Origin of the sequence: Streptomyces sp. WI03-4A (genome assembly GCF_033792105.1) — a bacterium.
Lineage (GTDB): Bacteria > Actinomycetota > Actinomycetes > Streptomycetales > Streptomycetaceae > Streptomyces > Streptomyces collinus_A.
Genome location: NZ_JARAUO010000004.1, coordinates 12132 through 36006 on the forward strand (window position 1 = coordinate 12132; position 23875 = coordinate 36006).

The following is a 23875-nucleotide window of genomic DNA, read 5'->3' on the forward strand; positions in this document are numbered from 1 at the left end:
GCACTGTCTCACCGGAGGGCGAAGTGGTCTGTGGTGAAGGAGGTCTGGTCTCGGCGGCGGGTGCCGTCGGTGATCCACCAGTGGTCGGGGTGTTCCCCGTACAAGCCGAACAGCAGGCCCGGTGCCCAGGCCAGGACGAGTTCGTCGTGGCCGTCGCCGTTGAAGTCTCCTGCGCCGACGGGGCGGGCGTGCAGCCACTTGGCGGGTGTGTGCCGGCTGCCGGCGGTCGCGGGGCCCTGGCGCAGCACGTTCGTGCGACGGTCGCCTTCGATGAGGGTGGCGCCCTGGTAGGTGGCGACCAGCATGGCGGGCTGAACTTCCTCGCCTGGTCTGTGGGCCGTGCGCTATAAACGGGCTGGTGACATTGATCGTTGAGCGAACAGACGCACGTACGTGGCCTGATGAGCAGATACAGGAGCTCTTCAGTGAGGGCTTCCCGGAGTTCATCACAGCCGATCGGCTAGCCAAGCAGTACATCGGCAGGATCAGGGAATGGTTCCCCGACCTCAACCTCACACTGGTGAACGAGCGCGGCGTGCCTGTCGCGACCGGCTGGGGTATACCGATCCGCTGGGATGGACGAACGGAGACACTCCCCACTGGGTACACCCAGGCCACCATCTGCGCCGTGGAGGGCCGAGAACAAGGCGTCCAACCCGACACCCTGGTGATCTGCGGGGCAATCGTCACCCCATCGCTCAAGGGACGCGGCCTGGCCGGGGAGATGCTCAAAGCACTACGTCGGCTCGCCGAGGATGCAGGGTGGCCACGTGTCATCGCACCGGTCCGCCCGACGCTGAAAACCCGCTACCCACTGACGTCCATTGAGGCGTTCATGAGGTGGACCCGCGAGGACGGTTTGGCACTCGACCCATGGATCCGGACGCACCAGCGTCTTGGCGCCCGTATCCTCGCGGCTGCTCCCGAGTCGCAAACCATGACCGGCACGATCGCCGAATGGGAGCGATGGACCGGCATGGTGTTCCCCGAAACGGGTGACTACATCATCCCCGAAGGGCTGAGCTTGCTACGGCTCGACCGTTCCGCTGATCAGGGAACCTACGTAGAGCCCAATATCTGGATGCGACACATCTGAGTAACCGCAAGTGGTTCCGGACTGCTGCTTTTCAGGGTGTGGTGTCCTCCTGGTGGAGCGGGATGAGTCCAGTGCCGGTGAGGCAGCCGTCGAGGACGTCATGGCGGTAGTGGAGCTGGCGTAGGCCGCGTCGGACAGCAGTGATCAAGTCATCGGGGCCGGCGAAGGCACGGTTGGCCACAGTAGTGCGTCGTAGGACGGACCAATGTCCTTGTACGGGTTGAGGTCGCTTGCGTAGGGCGGCAGTTGGAAGACAGTGAGCCAGTCGCGGTCGGCTATATAGCGGCGGCGGAGCGGCCCCGCACGCGGATCACCGGGGTGTGGCCGCGGCGGGACCAGGTGCGGGTGTCGGCGGCGTCATCGAGAAGCCGGCCTCGTCCTCGAAGACGAGCCAGGCGTCGAGCGCCGCCACGGTCCTTCCACGCTCGGCCAGGTCTCCTTCCCGGGATGCTGGGGCAGGGGGATTTCAGCGAGGCGTTTCCATCGGCCGTCAAGCTGTCGGCGTGCGGAGCGGGACCTGGACGGTCGGTCAGCGTTACCCGGCGCAGGATGAGCTGACCTTTGATGCTCGCTCCCGGCAATCGCACTGCGCCTTTCGACCGGGCACCGCCCGATCCCGATGCTGGCCACGGTGTCTGCCAGGCGCGCTCGAGAAATCGTCAGGCAGACGTCATGCTCGGGTGAGCACGAGCTTCTTGCCGCCGGCCCGTCCGGTAACCACCCGGGCGAACGCAGCCGGTCCCTCGCTCAGCGGCACGGGTTCCGGTGCGAGTTTCAAGGTTCCCGCGGCGGCCTGCTCCGCCAGCTGGACAAGCTGCGCGGCGTTGGGCTCGACGTAGAGGTCCCAGCTCGTGATGCCTCGTTCCTCCGGAGGCGCGTCCGAGGTCAGGGAGCACAGTCGGCCGCCGTCCCGCACCAGAGGCAGGGCGGAGTCCGCCGTACTGGTGGCGATGGTGAGGGCGGCGTCGAACCCGCCGCGTACCTTGGCCGACCAGTTCGGATCGTGGTAGTCGACGACCTCCGTCGCTCCCAGAGCGAGCAGGCGCTCCGCGGCGGCAGCAGACGCGGTCGCGGTCACTTCGATGCCCTCGGCAGCGGCGAGCTGGATGGCCAGAGCTCCGGTGCCCCCGCCTCCGTTGGTGATCAGCAGCCGCTGTCCTCGGCTGAGGTCCAGCTTCTCCAGGGCCTGCAACGCGGTGAGTCCGTTGACCGGCAGCGCCGCCGCGTGCACGGCGTCCAGCCCGGGTGGGCAGGCCGCGGTGTGATCCGCGTTGATCAGAACGCGCTCGGCCCAGAAGCCGCTTCCCCCGGGCAGCGGAGCCTCGTGCGCGAGTACCCGGTCGCCTACGGCAAACCAGGTGACCCCCGCACCGACAGCCAGCACCTTGCCCGCGCCCTCCACTCCCAAGGCCGCCGGGGGGCGCAGCCCCACGTCCCAACCAGCGCCGTTCAGCAGCTGGTCCCATGGACCGACCCCGGCCGCCTCGACCGCCACCAGGAGCTGTCCGGGCCCGGGAGATGACGGTTCGGGCAACTCCAGCAACGCGACTTCCTGCTCGGCCCCAGGCACTCCGCACGCCTTCACAGCAGATCTTTGTCCTCTCACTCAGCCCGGCTGACCTGGAGGTACGGGCCGGAATGCCAAAGCAGGCACCAGTGTCGACCTCGAGATCCCCTACAGAGGTCACTTGCGGTCTCAGCCGCATTCGTGTCGAGCCCATCCAGCTAGTGAACTTGATTGGGTGCTGTCGGGTCGTTCGGCTGAGCATCGAGCCCTCTGCGCTGCACTGCTGTGACCGTGAGGTACGCGCAGGGCGGCGGCGTGACCGACGCCGAGAGGGAAGCCCGGGAGCGAGTGCGGCTGGATGCGGTGGCTCGGTTCGAAGCCGGGACAGGAACGGGACCATCGCTGCCACTCCGGGGGTGACAGAAAGATTCTCCCTGCGTCTCCCCCGCACCCGTTCGGCTGAGCCGTACCGCCAGCCCGTCGATCTGCCCTCGCAGATTCATGACGGCGATGGTGCCGCTCGTCCCGGCTCGCGCTCCTGGGCCGACGCCCCGGTCATGCCGCTTCCTGGGGAGGCATGAACGCGGCCAGGCGGGCGCCCGGTCCGGCGGGGGCGAGTTGGGAGCGTTGAGGTAGGGGAAGGTGTGGGTGGCCGGCTTGGCCGCCTGGTCGACGCCGTCGCCGTCGCCGAGACGCTCCCCGTCGACGCCGCCCACGAGCAGGGTGTCGACGAAGTCGTCGTTGAACGAGCGGCCACCGGAGGTCGTGTGCGGACGGCCGGCGGGCAGGGCGGTCTCGATCTCGAAACAACTGTCCTCGGAGCAGGGCTTGGCCAGGTCGACGACTAGGGCCTGTCCGATGGGTCCGCAACCGATTCAGTGCCTGTTTCGCATTTCCTGACCCGTGTCAGTGGCTCGCGCTCCGCAACGCGGTCGGGGCTGCTGGACCGCCGACGTCACAAAGCCGGCGAGGATTGCGGCCAAAGCCGGGTCACGAACTGGACGCCTTTCCGTCCGCTCCGTACCGGAGGCCGTCGAGGAGCAGGTCGAGGAGGCGTCCAGCCCGTTCGCGCTGGTCGGGAGCGCTGGTGATCAGTCCGATGCCGGCCAGGCTGAAGCCGACATCGAAGGGGTCGATGCCCGGGCGCAGGAGACCGGCGTCGGCGCCGGCGTGCAGCAGGGTGCCCAGCGCGGTGGCGAGCTTGTAGAGGGTCTCGGCGAAGGGGTCCGCACCGGATGCGACGGCGGCCCGCAGCGCGTCCGCCATGCCCTGCTTGGCAGCCAGGTAGTCGATGAAGTCGTCCATCCACCGGCGGATCGCCCGGTCGGGCGGGTTGTCGGCCAGCAGCTTCGCGGCGCTGTCGCAGACGCGGGCCAGCTCGTTGCGGTAGGCCGCCTCGACGAGCGCCTCGCGCGTGGGGAAGTGGCGGTAGAGCGTGGCCGAGCCGACGCCCGCGGCCTTGGCGATCGTGTCGATCGCGACGTCCGGGCCCTTCTCGGAGAAGGCGCGTACGGCCGCTTCGAGGATGCGCTCCCGGTTACGGCGGGCATCGGCGCGCAACACGCTCGGCTTGGTGGTCAAGGCTGCTCCCTTCATCGGGGGACCAGTGTAACTGGACAACCGGGGAGTTCCCCGCTTACCGTCATGACTAACCGGGGAACTCCCCGGTTACGGCGTTGACCGCGACGCTCCACGCGCAAGGAATGGCGATCATGACAGCACAGCAGCCCATCGGTTCCGGCTTCGGGGCCCGCAGCACCACGGCCGACGTCCTGGCCGGCCTCGACCTCACCGGAAAGCTCGCAGTCGTGACCGGCGGTAGTTCCGGACTGGGGCTCGAGACCACACGCGCCCTGCGGGGCGCTGGCGCGACTGTCGTCGCAGCCGTCCGCCGCCCGGAAGCGGCCGCGGAAGCCTTCACCGCAGTGGACGGGGTCGAGGTGCGCCGTCTCGACCTGGGCGACCAGGCCAGCGTGCACACCTTCGCGGACGTGTTCCTGGCAAGCGGCCGCAGCATCGACATCCTCATCAACAACGCCGGCGTGATGGCCCTGCCCGAGACCCGCCTCGGACCCGGCTGGGAGGCGCAGTTCGCCACCAACCACCTGGGCCACTACACACTCACGAACCGGCTGTGGCCCGCCCTGGCAGCCGACGGCGGCGCGCGCGTGGTCGCGCTCAGCTCTGCCGGACACCGCTATTCGCCGATCCGCTGGGACGACGTCATGTTCGCAAACGACTATGACAAGGCCGTCGCCTACGGACAGTCCAAAACCGCGATCGCGCTGTTCGCCGTCCACCTCGACGCGCTCGGCCGCGAGCACCAGGTGCGGGCCTTCGCCGTCGCCCCCGGTGCCGTCATGACCCCGCTCCAGCGGCACATGACCCGCGAGGAGATGATCGCCTTCGGCTGGATCGACGACCAGGGCAACACGGCCCCCAGTTTCAAGACCCCCGGACAGGGTGCCGCTACCCAGGTCTGGGCGGCCGCCTCCCCGCAGCTGGCCCACACCGGCGGCGTCTACCTGAACGACTGCGACATCGCCCCGCTCTCCCAGGACGACGCACCCGGAGTCCGGCCCTACGCGGTCGACCCCGAACAGGCCGCACGCCTGTGGACCCTGTCCGCCCAGCTGACCGGCACCAACGCGTTCGCGAATCGGTGACACGACGGCATAGCGCACTCCCCTCCAAGAAGCCCGCACCTGAAATCTCTGCAAGAAGGGTCACGAAATCATGACGCACACCGATCTGGCCGCCGTCGCGAACGAAGCACAGGCATGGTTCGACAGCTACGTCGAGACGTTCATCGGACTGGCAGCAAAGGGGAGCACCGATCCCGCGCCGCTCCTCGACTACTTCTCGGTGCCGATCAGCATGACCACGGGCACGGCCCACACCGCTCTCACCTCCGCCGAGGCGCTCTCCCAGGGACTCGCACACGAGCTGCGCGCACTGCGCGACGCCGACTACGGGGGCAGCAAGGCCCTCGACCCGGTGGTACGCGTGCTCAACGAGCGGGCCGCGCAAATCGAGGTGACCTGGGCGCGCCAGGACAGCCAGGGGCGGGAGTTCCAGCGTGTCCGTGTGCTCTACCTGGCCGCCCGTACCGACGCGGGATGGCGGACGGTCGCCTCCGTGATCCTGGCCAGCTGACGAAGCACATTGCCCGCGCGGTCGCCCGCGGTGCGCTCGCCGGTCAGCGAGGAGACAGAACCCCGCCACAAGATCGCCGCGCGAGCGCATGAACCTCACCGACGCGCCGGCGCGCTGGCCGACGGGACCGCCGCCCCGCTGTGGCCGTTGACCACACCCCCGCCCGGCAATCTCGCGCACCTCAATCCTGCAATCCTGCCCCCAGTTCCGGAGGACGCACGTCGGCTTTTCTGCGGTCCGGTGGAAGGACCCACACGGCTTTCGTAACGCGTTCGATCTCGTCGCTCGTCCGAGCGATCCGGTGGAACGTCGTGCGCGCCATGGTCGCTGCATGACTGACACCCCCCACCACAACGCCACGGACCCGCAGCGCGTCACCGAGCCGGCCGAGGGTCCGGCCGGTGCCACCCGCAGGTCCGTCATCGCCACCCTCGGCGGCGCCACGCTCGGCGTGGCCGCACTGGGACTCACCGCCACGCAGGCCGCGGCCGCGGCGGCTCGGAGCGCGGACCGGCCCGCTCCCCCGCTCGCCGCGGCGTGCGTCCTCACGCCCGAGCAGACCGAGGGCCCCTACTACCTGGACCTGGAGCGGGTCCGCAAGGACATCACCGAGGGCAAGGCCGGCGTTCCGCTGACCCTTCGCGTCACGGTCATAGACAGCACCACGTGCGCCGCACTGCCCGACACGGCCGTCGACATCTGGCACTGTGACGCGCTGGGGATCTATTCCGGCTACGTCGCCGGCGGATCCACTCCCGACACGACCTTCCTGCGCGGTGTGCAGCTGACCGACGCCTCCGGGGTCGCGGAGTTCACCACCGTCTACCCGGGGTGGTACGTCGGCCGGGCCCTCCACATCCACGTCAAGACGCACGTCGGCGGCACCGTCTCCAACGGGACCTATCACGGAGGCCGCATCTCCCACACCGGCCAGCTCTACTTCCCGGAGACCTATAACACCAGGGTCGCCGCCCTGTCCCCCTACCGGCGCAACACGGCCACGCGCACGCTCAACGCGAGGGACGGCATCTACCGCAACGGCGGTTCGTCGACCCTACTGACCCTCACCCAGAAGGGCAGCGACCTGAGCAAGGGCGTGACCGGGACCGTCGTACTCGGGATCGACCCCACCGCCACACCCTGACGGTCGTCCGGGAGCGGTGGCCGGGCCCTGGGAAGGTTCCGGCCACCGCGCGCACCGCCCACTCGCCGCGCATGGTTTCGGCGCGAGAACGCGCGGCCAGGAATCGGGGATGAGCCAGAGTCGAACGTGCGAGCTATGCGGTACGACGCTGATCACGAGGCCGCAGGGCGGCCGGCCGGCTCGTTACTGTTCCAACGCCTGCCGGCAACGGGCGCTCCGGCGGCGGACGGCAGCGCGGGACACCGTCCGGACCCAGGGTGCCGCGTCGATTGCGGCCCCCACCACGGCACCCGCTGCGACGACCGCGGCAACCCGTGAGCGCGACCTGCCGCCGGCCCTCGACTCCTTCGTCGGCAGGCGGCAGGAGCTGTCGAGCCTGCGCGCGCTGCTCAGGAGCACACGGCTGCTCACGCTGACCGGGGCGGGCGGCGTGGGCAAGACGCGGCTGGCGCTGGAGTTCGCCAGGGGGTTACCGAGCCGGTACGCCCGGCTCGACCTGGTGGAGCTCGACTCGCTGCGGGACGGCGTAACTCTGCCGCAGTCCGTGGCCGACGCGCTGGGCGTGGGCGAACGGGCGGGCCGTACCGGGGTCGACGTCCTGGTCCGTACCATCGGTAATGCCTCGCGGCTGCTGCTTCTGGACAACTGCGAGCACCTCGCCGAGCCGTGTGCCCGGCTGGTCGTGACCCTGCTGGGCCGCTGCCCCCGGCTGCGGATCCTGGCCACCAGCCGGGAGGCATTGCGGGTGCCCGGGGAGACCGTGTTCCGGGTCGGCGAGCTGTCCCTGCCGCCGGCGGACAACGGGGACGACGTGACAGCCCTACTGCGGGCGGACGCCGTACGGCTGTTCGTGGAACGCGCCGCGCACCGCTCGCCCGGGTTCGCGCTGGACCGGAACAACGGCCGGCTGGTCGCGGAGATCTGCCGACGGCTGGACGGCCTGACCCTCGCCGTAGAACTCGCGGCCGGCCACATCGGTACCCTCGCGCCGGGCGACATCCTCGCGGGCCTGGACGACCAGTTGTCCCAGCTGGACCTCCTGGCCGGTGGCAGCAGGACCGGGCCCCGGCGGCACAGCGGGCTCGCCACCGCCGTCGACTGGAGCCACCGGCTGCTGGATCCGGCGGAACAGGCCGTCTTCCGGCGCCTCGCGGTCCTCGTCGGAGGATTCGATCTGGCCGCGGCGCGCTCGGTGTGCGCGGGCGGCGGCATTGGGCCGCGAGAGGTCCTTCCCCTCCTGTGCGCGCTCGAGGCGAAATCACTGATCGTACGGCTGCCGGGGGACGCGACGCCCACCCGCTTCCGGCAGCTCGGCGTCATCCGCGCCTACGCCATGGAACGTCTGCGCGCATCCGGCGAGTTGGGCCCCACCCTGCGCAGCGCCCTCACGTGGCTACACGAGGTGGCCGAGCGCGATCGCGGGGATGTGTTCGCCGACCAGGCGAGCAGCCCGCTGACGGCGGAACGGGACAACCTCACCTCGGTACCGGCCCACGCCACCGGCCAGGACGAGGCCGCGCGGGTACGGCTGACCCTGGAGCTAGCCCGGGTGCACTACCAGCAGGAACGACCGTCGGCCGCGGGCGCACTGCTGACCGGACTGCTACGGGAGCCCGGCGGTCGGGCACTGGGCGGGGAGGTGGCCGCGCTCGCCGCACGCGTGGCCGCTCAGAAGGCCGACCCGCACCGAGCACTGTCCCTGGGCGAGCGGGCGGTGAACCTGGAGCGGCGGCGTCACGTGCCCGCCGGGCTCGCCAACGCACTCGACGCCAGGGCCGCGGCGCGGCTGTGTCGCGGCGAATTCGCCGAGGCCGTCACGGACTTGCGCGCGTGCCTGGACGTCGTCGCCTCGCTCGGCTCGCCCGAGGACGTCGCGTGGTGCACCCAGCACCTGGCCTGGGCGCTTCTCCAGGCGGGTGCGGAGCGCGAGGCCGACGAGCTGATGGCGGATTGCCTTCCGGTACTCAGGGAGCAGGCGCCCTGGCCCCGGGCCGCGGCCGCGCTGCACACCGCGGGCGCCGTCCGGCTGGCTCTGGGGCAGCTGGAGAGCGCCGAGGCCCTCTTCGCCGAAGTGCTGCGCATCGCGCCCGGAGGGAGCTTCCACGCGCTGTACCCCGTCGAGGGCCTGGCGCTGGTGGCCGCGGAGAGCGGTGACATGCAGCGTGCCCTGCGGTTGTGCGAGGCGAGCGCGCAGGCGCGACGCCGGCTGGACACCGAGCCCGAGGCGCCCTGGCGGCGCCGGATCGAGCAGGCGGCGGCCCGCGCCCGGACCCTGCTGCCGACGGCGGCGCGGGAGGCCGCGGTCGTCGGCGCTCGCGGGCTGCGCGGGGACCGGCTCGTCGCCTACGCCCTGCGGACAGGAAGCCGAGAGCAGGTCCGGCAGGGGCCGGACACCATGGGGGCCGGCGACGAGTGGTGGCGGCTGACCGCCAGGGAGTTCATGGTGGTCGAACTCGTCGCGAAGGGGCTGACCAACCGGCAGATCGCCGGCCAACTCGGGCTTTCGGCGCATACGGTCGCCACACATCTGGACAGGGTGCGCGACAAGCTGGGGCTTCGCTCACGCACACAGATCGCCCTGTGGTTCGGTCGACGAGATTCGGAAGCTTCGGTTCCTTGACATCCGACACGCCGCCTTCAAGAGCTCGAGGTACCGAACAGTGGATACCGCTCTGACGACGATTCGGTCGGCTCGCCTGGTGGCAGGTCCGTGACGAGATCCGGTTGAAGGGGGCCTGGATGGCCATGCCGAGCAGGCCCGCTCGGCCATCCCGGCCGTTACAACTGGCTGTCACCGCGCGTACGCCTGCTTGTTAGCGTGCGGGCGCAGGACGGCGCCGGCAACTGCGTCGCGCACTGACGGTCCCGATGTGCCCATCAGCACGGCGCACCACGGGTCCGCGCCCTTGCCGACCGCGGAGCGCCCCGCGACCTGATCGACGTGTACGCGGCCTCACTCCCCTGGAGCACTGTGGAACTCGAGGAGTTCGGCAGCCGTCACGCCCGTGGCCGCTTAGAGCGCGAGGATCTGCGGTCGAACCCCACGGGCGCCGGGTGGACCGACGACGAGGCCTTCGCCGCCTATGGGCTCGATGATGCCACCATCACCGCGCTGCGCGTCTGGGCCTTGGAGTGGGCCGACGACCTCGCGGCCCGCCTCCTCAAAGAAGCCGATATCCCCGACATCGACTGACGAGTCCGCGCGCTTCACGTGGCCGGGGTGGCGCTGTCAGGCCGCGGCCTCCGTGGCCTTCTCGGACAGTTCCACGAGAGCCGGATGCGGGGCTGGCGGGACGTAGGGTTCGCAGGCCGCGGCGCGGTCCGGGCCGGGCTTGCCGCCGTAGCGCGCCAGGAGGCCGAGCTGGGCCAGCGCGGCGAGGCCGCGCTCGCCACGGCGAACGGGACCATGCGCAGGGTGAGTCAGCGGTCAGTCAGAACCGTTCAGCAGTTCCTCAGCCCGGTCCCTGGCCGCGGCCACCTCTCGCTCGGCGAGGCCGCACAGCCGCAGGCACGACGACGCGATGGCGTCCGTGTCGGCCGGTTCCGGCTCGCGGGAGTGCCGTATCTGGATGACGACCTCCACGAGCTGGATCAGCAGTTCGCCGATCCGTTCGGCGGGCATGCTCCGCGCGACGTCCCCGGTGGCCGCCAGGGCGCCGAGGACGCCGTAGTTCGCCTGGAGTCGGCCCCGTTCGGCGCGGAAGGTGTCGAACCGTTCGGTCCGCACCTCCGGCAGCAGATAGAGCGTGCCGATGTTGTAGGTGGTGCCGGCGAGGGTGCGTACGTCCAGGGCTGCCACCGCGTAGAGGGCGGCGGCCGGCTCGGCCCGCTCGGGCACCAGCGCCCGGATCCGCTCGACCATCCGCAGACTGGGCCGTACGGATGTGGCCAGCAGCTCGGCGAGGATGTCCTCCTTGGTGGCGAAGTGGTAGTAGAGCGAGGCCTGGCGGATGCCGACCCGTTCGGCGATCGTGCGGGTGCTGGTGCCGGCGATTCCGCGTTCGACGAAGAGAGCCCCGGCGACGTCGAGGATCTGCTCGCGGGCGGAGGTGCCGGGGTCGGACGGCGGCGTGTGCCGGGGCCTGCCTTGACGGGGACGCGTCGTCGTCATGGGCCCATCCTGCCACCCCGGTGCCAGGCACTCGGCTGGGGCCGGCAGGAAGACGGCTGCTGCGCCGCCGTCGCTCACGAGGAGGCCGTGTACGCCCGCCAGCCGCCGAAGCGGGTGATGTCGGGCGCGCTCTCGACGGCGTACGGCTCGACGAGGAAGCCGCTGACCTGCCGCCCGTCCGCCAGTTCCACGGTGCCGATGGCCATCGGCGGGGGAACGGCGGCGGTGAACGTTGCGAAGCCCGCCGCCGGAAGCCGCCAGACCTCGCCCTCGATGCCCGCCAGGGTCAGGTCGCCCTTCCCGGAGCCGCGCGCGGCCTCGGCGCCTGGCCCGGTGCCGGCGCCGTGCCCGGCCGGGGCGACCCGGACCAGGCCCGGCCGGGGCGGGTCGGTGGGCAGGGCGTACAGCCGGTAGCCGGCGGCCGTGCGCGCCGGGCCCACCAGCGTGCCGCCCGCCTGCACCACCTGGGCGTTGAGCGGCTGCCCGGTGAGATGGGCGCCGACCACGAACAGGTCGAGCCCCGGGTTGGCGAACCGCTCGGCCAGGACGGCCAGGGCGCGGTCGGAGAAGGCCGGCCCGGTGAACATCACGCCGAACGGCAGGCCGTCCGCGAACCCAGCGGGCACGGCGAGCGAGGCGCAGTCCAGCAGGTTCGCGAAGTTGGTGAAACGGCCCAGCCGGGCATTGGCGCCGACCGGGTCGGCCGCCACCTGAGCGAGGGTGGGGTGCCAGGTGGTGGTGGGGGTCAGCAGCGCCGCACAGCCGTCGAGAAGGGCGCGTCCGGCGGAGCCCAGCGCGGCGAGGCGCGCGGTGTCGGCTGCCCAGTCGGCGGCCGTCTTCTCCCGGCCGGCCAGCACGAGGGAGGCGACGGTCGGATCGAGGTCCGTGCCGATCAGGTCGCGGTGCTGTTCCAGATGCGCGCCGACGGCGGCGTACCGCTCGGCGACGAACGCGCCGCCGTACAGCAGGTCCGCGGCCTGGAGCAACGGGGTGATGTCGGTCTCGACGATCTCCGCCCCGGTGCTCGCCAGCCGGGTGACCGCGGCGGCGAAGGCCTCCCGCCAGCCGTCGGCCATGTCCTGGAGGTGCTGGGGGGCCGGGACGGCGATCCGCGGGCGGGCGGGGGGCGGCGGGAGCGGGGCGCCGGTGCGCGAGAGCGGGTCGGACGGGTCCGGGCCCTCGATCAACTCGGCTGCTGTGCGGGCGAGTCGCAGGTCGCGGGCGAAGACGCTCACGCAGTCGAGGGTGTAGCAGGCGGGGACCACACCGGTCACGGGCACGAGTCCCTTGGTGGGCTTGACGCCCACGATGCCGTTGAGGGCGGCGGGCACCCGCCCGGAGCCGGCCGTGTCGGTGCCGAGTGCGAGATCGGCGATGCCGAGTGCGACCGCGACGGCGGAGCCGGAGGACGAGCCGCCCGAGACGCGGTCCGTGGCCCAGGCGTTGCGCACCGCGCCGTACGGGCTGCGGGTGCCGACGAGGCCGGTGGCGAACTGGTCCAGGTTGGTCTTGCCGAGGACCACCGCGCCGGCCGCGCGCAGCCGCGCGACCGCGGGCGCGTCGGCCCGCGGCACGTACGCGTACGACGGCGCGCCCGCTGTGGTGGGGAGCCCGGCCACGTCGATGTTGTCCTTGACCGCGATGGTCAGGCCGGCCAGCGGCAGCGCCGGGTCGATACCGGCCGCCTCGGCGAGCGCCTGCCCGCGTGGCCTGAGGTGGATCCAGATCTCGGGTCGGCCGGCGTTGGCGGCGCGGTCGTAGGCGGCTGCCACGCGTGCGGCCGGTGTCATGACACTCATGCTCGCACCGCCGCGAGGACCTGGCCGGGCGCGACCTGTTCACCGGGCTTGACGTAGACCTCCAGCAGGGTTCCGGCGGCGGGGGCGTGCACCTTCGACTCCATTTTCATCGCCTCCAGGGAGAGGATCGGATCGCCGTCGGCCAGGGTGGCGCCGGGTTCCGCGGTGATCTGCCAGACGGTCGCGGTGAACGGCGCGGTGACCGGGACCGCGCCGTCGGGGACGGTGACGGCGGTGGGTGCGGTCGCGGGTGCCGGATCGTCGTCGCGGTCGAACTCGCCGGCCGCGCGCCAGCGCTGCCTCTCGGCCTCGAACGCGGCGTTCTGCCGCTGCCGGAAGGCGGCGATCGAGCCGGCCTCGGCGGCCAGGAAGGCGTGGTGCTCGGCGATGGAGAAGGTGCCCTCCTCGACCCGGAAGTCACCGCGGCCGGCATCGGTCTCGGCGCGCAGTTCGAGCAGTTCCTCCGCGGTGACGGGGTACCACTCGATGCGGTCGAAGAAGCGCAGCGCCCAGGGGGAGTCATGGAACAGGCCGCCCTTGCGGAACCGGTTCCAGACCTGCACGGTGCGGCCGACGAACTGGTATCCGCCGGGTCCCTCCATGCCGTAGACGCACAGGTAGGCGCCGCCGATGCCGACGGAGTTCTCCGCGGTCCAGGTGCGGGCCGGGTTGTACTTGGTGGTCACCAGGCGGTGGCGTGGGTCCAGGGGGGTGGCCACGGGAGCGCCGAGGTACACGTCGCCGAGTCCGAGCACCAGGTAGGAGGCGTCGAAGACGGTGCGGTAGACGTCGTCGGCGGTCTGAAGGCCGTTGATACGGCGGATGAACTCGATGTTCCAGGGGCACCAGGGGGCGTCGTCGCGCACCCCGGCCATGTACCGCTCGATGGCCAGCCGGGTCGCCGGATCGTCCCAGCTGAGCGGCAGCCGCACCGTACGGGAGGGCACCACCAGTTCGTTGGTCGGCGGGACTTCTTCCTCCAGTTCGCGCAGCAGTGCGGTCAGGTCACGGGCCCGCAGCCGGCGGGGGTCGGTGTGGATCTGGAGGGAGCGGATGCCCGGGGTGACGTCGACGACGCCGTCGGGCGCGTGCGCGGCCAGGGTCTCCTGCAGTGCGTGCACCCGCATGCGCAGGCCGAGGTCGAGCACCATGGGGCCGTACTCGACCAGGACGTTGTCGTCGCCGTCCCGGCGGTAGGTGACGGCCGGCCGGGCGTCGGTGGCCTCCAGCCGGCCCAGCACCCCGTCGTCACCGTCACCGCCGGAGCTGGTCAGCGCCGGGGAGGCGCGGTGGTCGTCGAGGCCGGCCGCGTCGGCTTCCTTGACCGGTACGAAGCGGACGGTGTCGCCCGGCCGGAGCTGGCCGAGCTTCCACAGGTCGCCGCTGGCGACCACGGCGGGACACACGAACCCGCCTAGGGACGGCCCGTCGGGGCCCAGGACGATCGGGGTGTCCCCGGTGAAGTCCAGCGCACCCACCGCGTACGGGGTGTCGTGGATGTTGGAGGGGTGCAGTCCGGCCTCGCCGCCGTCCTGGCGGGCCCACCGGGGTTTCGGCCCGGTCAGGCGGATGCCGGTGCGCGCCGAGTTGTGGTGCACCTGGTAGTCGGTGGCGTAGAGGGTGTCGATGTCCTCGCGGGTGAAGAACTCCGGTGCCGCGTGCGGGCCTTCGGTCACCCCGATCCGCCAGTGCGAGACGATCGCGGGCCGTCGCCCGGGCGGAGTCGGGCGGCCGTCCGTGGCCGGGCCGGTGCCGGGCCTGAGGACGTCCCCGGCGCGCAGCGCCCGCCCGCCGTGCCCGCCGAAACCGCCGAGAGTGAACGTCGAGGCGCTGCCGAGGTACGGGGGCACGTCGATGCCGCCCCGGACGGCCACATAGCTGCGCAGTCCGGGCCCCTGGCACGTGCCGAGGACCAGGGTGGCGCCGGCCGGCACCGGCACCGGTTCCCACCGGGCCACCGGGGTGCCGTCCACCGTCACCGGGACGGGGGCGCCGGTGACGGCGACCACGGTGGCGTGTGAGAAGCGCAGGGTCAGCCCGCCCGCGGTGACCTCCAGGGCCGGTGCCGTCTCCGGGTTTCCGGTGGCGAGGTTGGCCTCGGCGAACGAGACGGCGTCGAACGGCCCGCTCGGCGGCACGCCCACGTGCCAGTGGCCGAGCCGGCCGGGCAGGTCCTGCACGGTGGTCAATGGGCCCGGCACCAGCACGTCGATGCGCGGCTCGGGGTCGTGGGCGGTGTCGAGCGTGCTGGTGCTGTGTACCGCCTCGCGCACCTCGTCCCGCGCGGTCAGCGCGCGCAGCAGACCCAGGTTGGTGACGATGCCGTCCACCCGGCTCGCGTCCAGGGCCCGGCCGAGCAGATCGAACGCGGCGTCCCGGCCGGCGCCTCTGGCGATCACTTTGGCGAGCATGGGGTCGTAGTACGGCGAGATCTCCAGACCGGTTTCGGCGAAGCCGTCGACGCGGACGCCGGGCAGGGCGTCCGCGCCCTCGCCGGGAAAGACCGCCCGGGTGATCAGGCCCGAGGAGGGCAGGGAGGCCTTGCCGGGGTCCTCGGCGTAGACGCGGGCCTCCACGGCGTGCCCGGCGGGCGCCCATTCCCGCTCGAACACCGTGTCGTCGACCGTGCCGTCACGGGCCAGCAGCAGCATGAGTTCGACGAGGTCGACACCGTACGCCTCCTCCGTCACCGGGTGCTCCACCTGGAGGCGGGTGTTGACCTCCAGGAAGGCGGCCTCCTCGCGCACGGGGTCGTAGACGAACTCGACGGTGCCCGCGCCCCGGTAGCCGACCGAGGCGAGCAGCCGGCGCGAGGAGTCGTGCAGCAGGGCGCGCACCGCCGCGGGCAGCGCCGGGGCCGGGGCCTCCTCGATCACCTTCTGGTTGCGGCGCTGCAACGAGCAGTCTCGGTCGCCGAGCACGGCGATCCGGCCGGTGCCGTCACCGAAGACCTGCACTTCGACATGGCGTGCGGGGCGCACGAGGCGCTCCAGGAACACCCCTGCGGAGCCGAAGTGGGATTCGGCGAGCGTGGCGACCCGCGCGAAGGCCTCGCGTACTTCGCCGGCCGTCGCGCATGCCTGCATGCCGATGCCGCCACCCCCACCGGTGGCCTTGACCATCACCGGCAGCCCGATCGAAGCGGCGGCCGTGACGGCCTCCTCGGCGCTCGCCAGCAGCTCCGTCCCGGCCAGCAGCGGCACCCCGGCGGCCTTGGCCAGGGCGCGCGCGGTGTGCTTCTCGCCGAAGGCGGTGATCTGGTCGGCGGTCGGCCCGGCGAACCTGAGGCCCGCCTGCTCCACGGCGCGCGCGAAGGCGGTGTTCTCGGAGAGGAAGCCGTAGCCGGGGTGGACGATTCCGGCGTCGTGGGCGAGCGCGGCCTCGATGATCGCGTCGCCACGCAGATACGAGTCGCGGGCGGGTGCCGGGCCCAGGTGGACCGCGTGGTCGGCCTCGCGGACGTGCGCGGCGGCCCGGTCGGCGTCTGAGAAGACGGCGACGGTGGCGAGCCCCATCCTCCTGGCGGTACGGATCACGCGGCGCGCTATCTCACCGCGGTTGGCGACGAGTACGCCGGTGGGACGGATCATGCGGCTCCCTCCGCAGTGCCGGCGGCCTGCGCGGACGGTGCGCCGTCGGCGGCCGGTGCCGGGTCCACGACGAGCATCCGCAGCGGGGTCGGGTTGAAGTCGTTGCACGGGTTGTTCATCTGCGGGCAGTTGGAGACCAGCACCAGGACGTCCGTCTCGGCGCGCACCGCGACACGGCGGCCCGGCGCCGACATGCCGTCCACGATGCCCAGCGCGCCGTCCGCCTCGACGGGCACGTTCATGAACCAGTTGAGGTTGGAGACGAGGTCCCGCACCCCGAGACCGCGCCGACCGGCCTCGGCGAGGAAGTTCTCCCGGCAGCCGTGCTGGAACGCCACGTGGTGGCCGTAGCGCAGGGTGTTGGACTCCTTGCCGCAGGCGCCGCCGATGGTGTCCTGGCGGTCGATCTCGTTGGCGACGACGGTCATCAGCGCCCGGCCCTCGTTGCTGCGCAGCACGGTGCCGGTGCGCACATAGGCGTTGCCCTGCCAGGCCAGGGTGTCGGGAACGCTGTAGCGCTCCTCGGGATCGTGGGCGTCGTAGAGCAGGCAGTCGGCCGACTGGTTGCCGCCCACGTCGACGATCGTCAGGACGTGCCCCCGGCGCACCAGCGCCGACCAGGGCGCGGTGGGGGCCACCGTCTCATCGAGGACGACGGCGCCCTCGACCAGGCTCGCCGCCCGGTCCAGGCGGGTGCCCTCCGCGTGGATCGCGCCGACGGGGACGGTGGAGGCGACGGTGCCGCCCGAGACGGTCGGGTGGGTGACCGGTGTGTTCCCGGTCGGTGTGGTCGCCATGTCACAGCCCCCTGGCTTCGCAGTAGTCGACGGTGTTGAGATACGCCCGGTGCAACTCGGGTGTGGTGGTGAAGCGCGGCTCGCCAGGGCCGGTCGGGGCGCCGCGCCAGGCGTGCACCCGCAGGGGGCCCACGACGTAGTCCGGGCGTGGGTCCAGCGGGTGGGTGACGTTGGCGACCAGCACCAACAGGGGCATTTCTGCGACGAGTTCGACATGTGTGCCCGGTCCGGCGCTGCCCTGCCAGCCGAGGGTGCCGTCCGCCTCGACGCGCACGCCCTGGAACATGGACACGCTGGGTGGCAGGTCGCGCCGGCCCAGGCCGTGCTTGGCGGCCGCCTTGAGGAAGAGCCCACGGCCCGACGGTGACGGGCCCTCGGGGCGGGCGTCGCCGTACTTGCGCTCGTTCCAGGCGTCGGTCGTGGTTCCGCAGAAGGCGTCGTGCCGGCCGGAGGAGTCGGCGCTGACGACGGCCAGGACCCGGCCGTCACCGGAGAGCAGAGGATGGTTCTCGCTCAGGTAGGCCTGCCAGGGTACCTTTTGGGTGTCGGCGACGTTGAGCCGCTCGACCGGTTCCAGGGCGTTGAAGAGCAGCAGGTGGGCGCAGGCGTCACCGGTCGGGTCGTCGAAGCGCAGCCGGGTGCCGCGGGCGAGCACTTTGTGGCTGTAGCCGCCGGGCGCCACCGTCTCGGCCCACACCAGGGCGGCCGGGTCCACTCCCGGCGGACGGTACGGGCTGCCGGACGCCGGAAGGTACGGCATCCACTCCCCCGGCCGCCCGCCCTGGGCACGGGCGTCGTGCCGGGCGCTGCGGACACTGTCGGTCGAACGCAGATCACGGGTGCGGGCGGTAACCCGCCCGGTCGGGCGCCGGCCGTGCGGCGTGCCGGCCGTCGAACTGTCCGCGGTGGTCATGGACTTCCCCTCGTCCCTTCGTCGGTGCGTGGTCGGTGTCGCTGCTCGCGTCGCCGGGCCCTCGGGCGGGTTCGGCCAGGCGGGTCGGCCCTCAGGCTGGCTCGGCGACGGCTGCGGCCTCGCGGGGCGGCTCGGTATGCGTGTGCGGCACGTGCCGCAGCTCGATGCGGCGGTGCAGCCGGCGGCCCAGGAAGTAGCAGGCACCGACGGCGAGGCTGAGCCCGATGAACAGCAGGGCGCTCCAGCGCAGCCACCAGGTGCCGCCGGTGAGGTCGTAGATCTCCGCACGCGGCCAGATGAGATCGACCGTCATGCCGGCCTGGTAGAGCACCGCGACCGCGTTGACCGCCACTGCCCACCGGCCCAGCGAGAACAGGGGCCGCCCGGTCTCGTCGACGCCCGCTGGGAGCCCCCCGGCGGCCCGCCACCGCAGACGGCTGACCAACAGCGGCACAGTCACACCCAGGTAGGCCAGGTACAGCAGAGCGATGCAGAGGCTCGAGAGCGCGGTGAAGATCGCCGACTGGTGGATGTTCACGAGGAGCGCGGCGGCGGCCCCGGCGCCCACCACGATCGACGTGGTGACCGGTGTGCCGGTGCGGGCCGAGACCTTCGCAAGGTGCCGGTGGAAGGGCAGGGCGCCCTCGCGTGCCATGGAGTACATCATCCGCGCCCCGGAGGTCTGCACCGCCAGTGTGCAGGCGAACACCGCGACCGCCACACAGCACAGCAGCAGCCGGCCCACGACCCCACCGAGCCGGTCGGTGAGCACCCAGGACAGTCCGCCTGCTGCCAGCTTGCCGTCGGTCAGGCTGCCCGCCGCCATCAGCCCCGACAGGATCAGCAGGGCCCCGCCGACTCCCGAGGTGATCAGCGCGCGCAGGATGGTCCGGGGAACGGTGCGGCGCGGGCTGTGGGTCTCCTCCGCCAGCTCGCCCGCCGAGTCGAAGCCGACCATGACGTACGCCGCCATCAGTGAGGAGGCGAGAAAGGCTCCGGCATAACCGCTCTGTCCGGACGAGCCGGTGTGGTGGAGCACCACCTGTGGCCCCCGCTCGGGCAGGAAGAACAGCACCAGGACGAGCGCGATCACGCCGATGATCTCGACCGTGACGCCGAAGCTGGTGGCGGCGGCCATGTGGCGGATACCCAGGATGTTCACCGCCGTGGTGACTACCAGCAGCAGGCAGCCCAGCAGGACCGCGTTGCGCGCGCCGGTCGCTGAGCCGACCGAGGGATCGGCGCCCGGCCCCCCGGCGATCTGGAAGCCCGACCAGATGCCCGGCAGGACCGCCTGAGCGGCGATCGCGGCCGCCGCGACGGTGAGGATCTGCCCGATGATCATGATCCAGCCGAAGAACCAGCCCGCCGTGGTACCGGCCAGCCGGCTCGACCACTGGTAGATCGCCCCCGATATGGGCCAGCGCGCCGCTAGTTCGGCGAAGCAGAGCGCGACCAGCAACTGGCCCGCGAAGACCAGCGGCCACGTCCAGAAGAACGACGCGCCGCCGAGGCCGAAGCCGAGCCCGAACAACTGGAAGACGGTGGTGAGGATCGACACGAAGGAGAAGCCCGCGGCGAAGGACGCGAAGCCGCCCACTCCGCGCCGGAGTTCCTGCTGATAGCCAAGGGGAGCGGTCCTGGTTGTGGGGCCGCCGTGCTGACTCTGCCCTGGGGGGAGTTGGGGCCGGCTCATCACCGAACCTCCGATCGATCGACGGATACCTGTCACCTGACAGGTATGGCGATCGTCGGCCGGACCGGTCTCACGCCCGGGTCGGGGGAGTTAACTTCGTGTATCCGCAGCGACGAGAGCGCCCCGCCATGGTCTTCGAGGTCCCGCAGGAGGGCTGCTGCCCCCCCCGGGACCGGCATGACTGTTGCCCCCTGTGCCGCTGGTGCGTCCGCTGCCTCGAGTGGCTGGCGCTGCGGACCTGCTCGGGCAGATCGACTTCCCCGCCCTCCTGGCCGCCCTGACGACAGACGAGACAGCGGCTGCCTCCTGACTGACTGCTCGTCCGCTCACGTCAGCAGCTGGGGAGTTACGTGGATTTCCGCCTGGGGAACTTCGCGATCGTCCGCAGTCGTGGAGCGGTGTTCCCGGCTGTCCTGACCGTCACAGATGGCGAGGCAAGCGGCGCACCCCCACTCCTCCGGCTCGGGCAGCGGCACGTCACTGCTTCCGCCGGCTCCAACCGCGCGAGGACACGGTCCGCCCGACGGTTCTATGAGCGCGAGGGACACCTTCGGGTCCCGAGGAAGCACCTCGAGCGGATCGTCGGCGAGGACCAGCAGGAGCGGCAGCACAAGCTGGGGGCCTGGATCGGGAATCAGCGCAGCCGGGCCGCGACGCTGACGCCGGAGCGGATGGAGCAGCCGTCCGCGATCGGGATGCGGTGGTCGTGATGGGCATCGTCGTCACCGCGGCGGCCGCGCTCGGCTCCGGCTGTCTGCCCGGGCGACTGCGCCCGTGGCAGCGACTGGGCGAGTGGGCGGCCGATCAAGTTCGCTTCACCGGTGGTTGGGAGCAGCGAAAGCCATACCAGCCGGCAACCGACCTGCCAGTCGCACCACGACATCCACTTGGTCACCCGATGACGGCGACCACAGCTCTGTCCTGCACGCGCTGTCGGACATCCAGTCCGCGATCCTGCTGACGCCCGCCCGCTGCCACCCCACCGCCCACTCACGGGCGTGGTCCGGCTGGCAGTGTCGGTGCGCATCAGGTCAGGAAGATCCGATCCAGGTGGTAGCGGAGTACGGCCGCGGCGGAATCGGCGTCGCGCTGGCCCACCAGGACGCTGGTGCCGAGTCCTGCGGACATGGCCAGCAGGCCGACCGCCTCGGTGTGGGTGTCCGTACCTGGCTGGAGCAGTCCGGCATCCGCCGCCTGTTGCAGCAGCCCGGCGAGGGTGGTTTCGGCGGCATCGGGATCCTTGATGAATGGCTGGGCCGCGAGGGCCTCGTCGGTCACCGACAGCACGGCGTACGAGGTGTAGAGGTGATGGAACATGCGGCTCTCCTCATCGACCGGCAGGGCCGCGGCCAGCAGCGCCTCGACCACCGCCCGCGGCCCGGGGTCGTCACCGGCGGCCCGGACCCGGGCGCTCATCCTTTCTCCGAACCTGTCGGCCAAATGCCGCAGTCCGAACAGGAGCAGCTTCTCCTTGGACTCGAAGTAGTACTGCACCAGCCGCAGTGAGACGCCCGCCTCGGCCGCCACGTCGCGCATTCCCACGGCATGCAGCCCAAGCCGTCCGGCAGCCCGGACAAGGGCCTGTGCAATCTCGGTGCGCCGCTCTGTGTGATCCACACGCCTGGGCATCGTTCCGCTCTCCGCTCTCGGCTCCTGCCTCCGACTTCAATGATACGGCTGTACCACTTTCATGGTACGTTCGTATCACAAAGACTGACTGCCCAGGAGATGGCCGTGCCCGAGTCCACAACAGCCCGTTCACAGCCCGACGTCGGCCGCTTCGTCAGCGACACCTGGCGTGAGCGCTACTTCGCCGCCTGCGACGCGGTCTACGCGCTGGGCGCGCCCGCGTCCTCGGAACAGGACCTGGAGACCTCGTTCGGGACCACGCACGTCTACCGCTACGACCCCGCGGACCCGGCCGCCCGCGAGCGGACCCCGGTCGTCCTCGTGCACGGAGCCGGCTCGTGCTCCGCCATGTGGTACCCGAACACTCCCGCCCTCAGCGCCGAACGGCCCGTCTACGCCATCGACACCCCGGGCGACCCGGGCCGCAGCGTGCAGCGCTCCCCCATCCACGAGCCCGAGCGCGCCGCACAGTGGCTGCAGGAGACACTCGCCGGCCTCGGGCTCGACCAGGTGCACCTCGTCGGCTCGTCGTACGGCGGCTGGCTCGCCCTGAACCAGGCCTACCGCGCACCGGAACGCCTCGCCTCGGTCACCCTGCTCGACCCCGGCGGTCTGGAGAAGGTGGGACTGCGCTTCTTCGTGTGGATCTTCGCCAGCCTGTTCGCCACCTTCGCGCCCAAGGCGCTGCGGCCCCGTCTCGCGTCCTGGCTCGAACAACCCGTCCTCGTCGTGCCGGAACTGCGCACCATGATCCGCACCGGCGTCCGCGCCTACCGCATCCGCCGGCCGGTGCCACAACCTCTGACCGATACCGAACTCGGCACCATCCGCGTGCCGTTGTACCTGGTGCTCGGCAGGCGCAGCCTCCTGGTCCACCCAGACAGGCAGGTCGAACGCGTGCCTCGCCTGATCCCCGGCGCACGGGCCGAGATCATCTCCCGAACCGGCCACGGCCCGCAGATCGACCACGCGCAGCTGACCAACCGGAAGATGCTCGACTTCATGAACGCCGCCGACATCGGCCTCCCGACATCCCGCTGAGCACTGTCCGGCGGCACACGAGCAGAAGCCTCGACGCATCCGCCAGCAGGCCACTGGGCCACCCTCAGTCAGGTCCCTTCAGTCCCGTGACCCTGAGGCTGAGGGCGGGTAGTCGTTCGGTGAGGCTCCCCTAGGAAGCCGACGGCACCGGGGGCCTCGCCGGGCCGGAAGGCGCCCTTACCGAAGTTCAGCGATCGTGGTCCTGGGGGGCCACAGCGGGGAAGACGATGCTGCTGATCCCTCTGTTGGTTGCCCTGGTCGCCGAACGCTGTGCGGGCAGCCCCGTCCCGGTGCTGTTCCCACTCGATTGAGGGATCCTGAGCCACAGACGCTGGGAATCCGCTGTAGGCGCCCTTCCTGGAACCGAACTCGGCGGACAGATCCATCTGGGGCGAACGATTCCGGTGCTTCCAGCCGATGGTGTCGGTCACTTCCGGTGATCACGTCACCCGACCCCGGAGGCTCCCGGCCCTCCCGGAACGGAGGTTGACCAATAGTGGCCCCTCTTGGATGCGACGTACGTCACCTCCGGGCACCGGCCCCGTACGCGGGCGCCAGGAGGCGCTGACACCCGGCTGACGGAGACCTGACGTCCCCTTGACGGGGCTCCGGCCACCTTGTGGGCAATCAGGGAAGATCCCCCTCACAAAGGACACGCACCACCACGCCGTCTTCACCGTGCACCAGTCCAACCGTGACTGCACCACTGCGCTGCAACGTGCCAAGACGCACCGAACCGGATGAAAACAACAGGCCAATGTCCGGATTGGCCTTGCTGCCGGCCTGCCCCGAGACCCAGACTCACTGCTGTACGACGAATGACCGTTCGGGCTTTTTCTCCAGCTTCGAGCGGAATCCGTACATGCCCTTCTTTCGGCATGTTCCGCGCCGCCATCCCATCGGCGCGTTCCGATCTCCACCTTCATCTCAAGGGAGTTCGTCATGTCCCGTACCTCGAACCAGCAGGACGCCTTGGAGCTCCAGGACCTCGCCCTGGACACGGACCTGGACCTCACCGACCTGACCGTGACCTCGCTGCGCGACACGGCCGCGCTGCCGGAGAACGGCGCCTCGTGGGGCTCCTGTTCGTGCCAGGGCTCGTCGTCGTGCGCACAGCCGCAGGTCACCACACCCGTCGTCCTCTGAGGCCGCGCCCGCCCCGAACACCGCCCTCCACACCTGAGAGGCTCCACATGTCCGACCACCGCGAGGACCTCCTCGCCCTCGAGGACCTCGACCTCGGCGAGCTGACCGTCACCGCCCTGAGAGACACCGTCGCACTGCCCGAGACGGGCGCCTCCGGAGGAGCGAGCTCGTGCTCGTGCGGTTCCTCCTCGTGCGCTCAGCCCAGGCTGCCCGACCTGCCCTACTAGTCGGCCCTCGGTCTCACGTCCCA

General features: G+C 71.3%; 21 protein-coding genes and 2 pseudogenes. 12 read left to right on the forward strand and 11 right to left on the reverse strand.

What is annotated here, in order from left to right:
* Positions 1–8: 8 nt before the first annotated feature.
* Positions 9–305, reverse strand: coding sequence for an FG-GAP repeat protein (locus tag PV343_RS06510; RefSeq protein ID WP_319145811.1), 297 nt, complete (start codon positions 303–305; stop codon positions 9–11).
* 53 nt (positions 306–358) lie between these two features.
* Between PV343_RS06510 and PV343_RS06515 the strand changes: the two genes are divergently transcribed.
* Positions 359–1096: a hypothetical protein gene (locus tag PV343_RS06515; protein ID WP_319145812.1), complete on the forward strand. Its 738-nt coding sequence runs from the start codon at positions 359–361 to the stop codon at positions 1094–1096.
* A gap of 670 nt (positions 1097–1766) precedes the next feature.
* On the opposite strand, the gene PV343_RS06525 is transcribed toward PV343_RS06515, so the two are convergent.
* On the reverse strand, positions 1767–2666 hold the full coding sequence (locus tag PV343_RS06525) for an NADP-dependent oxidoreductase (protein ID WP_319145813.1): 900 nt from the start codon (positions 2664–2666) through the stop codon (positions 1767–1769).
* A gap of 581 nt (positions 2667–3247) precedes the next feature.
* On the opposite strand from PV343_RS06525, the gene PV343_RS06530 reads away from it, so the two are divergent.
* Positions 3248–3451 (forward strand): hypothetical protein, encoded by a 204-nt coding sequence (locus tag PV343_RS06530; protein ID WP_319145814.1) that lies wholly within the window; start codon positions 3248–3250, stop codon positions 3449–3451.
* A gap of 142 nt (positions 3452–3593) precedes the next feature.
* Here PV343_RS06530 and PV343_RS06535 read toward each other — a convergent pair whose 3' ends face one another.
* On the reverse strand, positions 3594–4184 hold the full coding sequence (locus PV343_RS06535) for a TetR/AcrR family transcriptional regulator (protein ID WP_415923459.1): 591 nt from the start codon (positions 4182–4184) through the stop codon (positions 3594–3596).
* A 128-nt stretch (positions 4185–4312) separates the two neighbouring features.
* On the opposite strand from PV343_RS06535, the gene PV343_RS06540 reads away from it, so the two are divergent.
* The 6 genes and pseudogenes from PV343_RS06540 to PV343_RS06565 all read left to right on the forward strand — a co-directional run.
* Complete coding sequence (locus tag PV343_RS06540; RefSeq protein WP_415923463.1) at positions 4313–5269, forward strand: SDR family NAD(P)-dependent oxidoreductase; 957 nt, start codon at positions 4313–4315, stop codon at positions 5267–5269.
* Positions 5270–5339: 70 nt separating this feature from the next.
* Positions 5340–5759, forward strand: coding sequence for a hypothetical protein (locus PV343_RS06545; protein ID WP_101375765.1), 420 nt, complete (start codon positions 5340–5342; stop codon positions 5757–5759).
* Positions 5760–5838: 79 nt separating this feature from the next.
* Positions 5839–6026 (forward strand): annotated as a pseudogene (locus PV343_RS06550) (hypothetical protein); the annotation flags it as partial.
* 64 nt (positions 6027–6090) lie between these two features.
* Complete coding sequence (locus PV343_RS06555; protein ID WP_319145817.1) at positions 6091–6903, forward strand: intradiol ring-cleavage dioxygenase; 813 nt, start codon at positions 6091–6093, stop codon at positions 6901–6903.
* Positions 6904–7012: 109 nt separating this feature from the next.
* Positions 7013–9523, forward strand: coding sequence for an ATP-binding protein (locus PV343_RS06560; protein ID WP_319145818.1), 2511 nt, complete (start codon positions 7013–7015; stop codon positions 9521–9523).
* 273 nt (positions 9524–9796) lie between these two features.
* Positions 9797–10096 (forward strand): annotated as a pseudogene (locus tag PV343_RS06565) (hypothetical protein); the annotation flags it as partial.
* A 234-nt stretch (positions 10097–10330) separates the two neighbouring features.
* Here the strand turns inward: PV343_RS06565 and PV343_RS06570 are convergent.
* The 6 genes from PV343_RS06570 to PV343_RS06595 all read right to left on the reverse strand — a co-directional run bounded on the left by PV343_RS06570 (position 10331) and on the right by PV343_RS06595 (position 19809).
* On the reverse strand, positions 10331–11014 hold the full coding sequence (locus PV343_RS06570) for a helix-turn-helix domain-containing protein (RefSeq protein WP_319145819.1): 684 nt from the start codon (positions 11012–11014) through the stop codon (positions 10331–10333).
* 74 nt (positions 11015–11088) lie between these two features.
* Positions 11089–12804 carry an allophanate hydrolase gene (locus PV343_RS06575; RefSeq protein ID WP_319145820.1) on the reverse strand — a complete coding sequence of 572 codons (1716 nt, stop codon included), beginning with the start codon at positions 12802–12804 and terminating at the stop codon, positions 11089–11091.
* A 5-nt stretch (positions 12805–12809) separates the two neighbouring features.
* On the reverse strand, positions 12810–16403 hold the full coding sequence (gene uca, locus PV343_RS06580) for an urea carboxylase (protein WP_319145821.1): 3594 nt from the start codon (positions 16401–16403) through the stop codon (positions 12810–12812).
* Positions 16400–17200 carry an urea amidolyase associated protein UAAP2 gene (locus PV343_RS06585; RefSeq protein WP_319145822.1) on the reverse strand — a complete coding sequence of 267 codons (801 nt, stop codon included), beginning with the start codon at positions 17198–17200 and terminating at the stop codon, positions 16400–16402. Before PV343_RS06585 ends, uca begins: the two co-directional genes overlap by 4 nt.
* A gap of 1 nt (position 17201) precedes the next feature.
* Complete coding sequence (locus tag PV343_RS06590) at positions 17202–18113, reverse strand: urea amidolyase associated protein UAAP1 (RefSeq protein ID WP_093471473.1); 912 nt, start codon at positions 18111–18113, stop codon at positions 17202–17204.
* Between the two features lie 91 nt (positions 18114–18204).
* Entirely contained in the window at positions 18205–19809 is a 1605-nt protein-coding gene (locus PV343_RS06595) for an amino acid permease (protein WP_387955732.1), read from the reverse strand.
* A gap of 398 nt (positions 19810–20207) precedes the next feature.
* On the opposite strand from PV343_RS06595, the gene PV343_RS40325 reads away from it, so the two are divergent.
* The gene (locus tag PV343_RS40325) at positions 20208–20519 is read left to right on the forward strand and encodes a helicase associated domain-containing protein (protein WP_415923464.1); all 312 of its coding nucleotides are present in this window, start codon (positions 20208–20210) and stop codon (positions 20517–20519) included.
* On the opposite strand, the gene PV343_RS06605 is transcribed toward PV343_RS40325, so the two are convergent.
* Positions 20444–20617, reverse strand: a complete 174-nt coding sequence (locus tag PV343_RS06605) for a hypothetical protein (RefSeq protein ID WP_319146040.1) — start codon at positions 20615–20617, stop codon at positions 20444–20446. The genes PV343_RS40325 and PV343_RS06605 overlap by 76 nt on opposite strands.
* A 218-nt stretch (positions 20618–20835) precedes the next feature.
* Positions 20836–21438 (reverse strand): TetR/AcrR family transcriptional regulator, encoded by a 603-nt coding sequence (locus PV343_RS06610; protein WP_319145824.1) that lies wholly within the window; start codon positions 21436–21438, stop codon positions 20836–20838.
* Between the two features lie 99 nt (positions 21439–21537).
* On the opposite strand from PV343_RS06610, the gene PV343_RS06615 reads away from it, so the two are divergent.
* The 3 genes from PV343_RS06615 (at position 21538) to PV343_RS06625 (ending at position 23852) form a co-directional block, all read left to right on the forward strand.
* Positions 21538–22479 carry an alpha/beta fold hydrolase gene (locus tag PV343_RS06615; RefSeq protein ID WP_319145825.1) on the forward strand — a complete coding sequence of 314 codons (942 nt, stop codon included), beginning with the start codon at positions 21538–21540 and terminating at the stop codon, positions 22477–22479.
* 942 nt (positions 22480–23421) lie between these two features.
* The gene (locus tag PV343_RS06620) at positions 23422–23625 is read left to right on the forward strand and encodes a thiazolylpeptide-type bacteriocin (RefSeq protein ID WP_319145826.1); all 204 of its coding nucleotides are present in this window, start codon (positions 23422–23424) and stop codon (positions 23623–23625) included.
* A gap of 47 nt (positions 23626–23672) precedes the next feature.
* Positions 23673–23852, forward strand: coding sequence for a thiazolylpeptide-type bacteriocin (locus PV343_RS06625; protein ID WP_319145827.1), 180 nt, complete (start codon positions 23673–23675; stop codon positions 23850–23852).
* Positions 23853–23875: the final 23 nt, after the last annotated feature.

Excerpts from the sequence above, each read along its gene's own strand:
- uca (WP_319145821.1), bottom strand. The coding sequence starts at position 16,403 with ATGATCCGTCCCACCGGCGTACTCGTCGCCAACCGCGGTGAGATAGCG.
- PV343_RS06595 (WP_387955732.1), bottom strand. The coding sequence starts at position 19,809 with ATGAGCCGGCCCCAACTCCCCCCAGGGCAGAGTCAGCACGGCGGCCCC.
- PV343_RS06610 (WP_319145824.1), bottom strand. The coding sequence starts at position 21,438 with ATGCCCAGGCGTGTGGATCACACAGAGCGGCGCACCGAGATTGCACAG.
- PV343_RS06555 (WP_319145817.1), top strand. The coding sequence starts at position 6,091 with ATGACTGACACCCCCCACCACAACGCCACGGACCCGCAGCGCGTCACC.
- PV343_RS06560 (WP_319145818.1), top strand. The coding sequence starts at position 7,013 with ATGAGCCAGAGTCGAACGTGCGAGCTATGCGGTACGACGCTGATCACG.
- PV343_RS06545 (WP_101375765.1), top strand. The coding sequence starts at position 5,340 with ATGACGCACACCGATCTGGCCGCCGTCGCGAACGAAGCACAGGCATGG.
- PV343_RS06590 (WP_093471473.1), bottom strand. The coding sequence starts at position 18,113 with ATGACCACCGCGGACAGTTCGACGGCCGGCACGCCGCACGGCCGGCGC.
- PV343_RS06570 (WP_319145819.1), bottom strand. The coding sequence starts at position 11,014 with ATGACGACGACGCGTCCCCGTCAAGGCAGGCCCCGGCACACGCCGCCG.
- PV343_RS06510 (WP_319145811.1), bottom strand. The coding sequence starts at position 305 with ATGCTGGTCGCCACCTACCAGGGCGCCACCCTCATCGAAGGCGACCGT.
- PV343_RS06615 (WP_319145825.1), top strand. The coding sequence starts at position 21,538 with ATGGCCGTGCCCGAGTCCACAACAGCCCGTTCACAGCCCGACGTCGGC.
- PV343_RS06585 (WP_319145822.1), bottom strand. The coding sequence starts at position 17,200 with ATGGCGACCACACCGACCGGGAACACACCGGTCACCCACCCGACCGTC.
- PV343_RS06575 (WP_319145820.1), bottom strand. The coding sequence starts at position 12,804 with ATGACACCGGCCGCACGCGTGGCAGCCGCCTACGACCGCGCCGCCAAC.
- PV343_RS06620 (WP_319145826.1), top strand. The coding sequence starts at position 23,422 with ATGTCCCGTACCTCGAACCAGCAGGACGCCTTGGAGCTCCAGGACCTC.
- PV343_RS06625 (WP_319145827.1), top strand. The coding sequence starts at position 23,673 with ATGTCCGACCACCGCGAGGACCTCCTCGCCCTCGAGGACCTCGACCTC.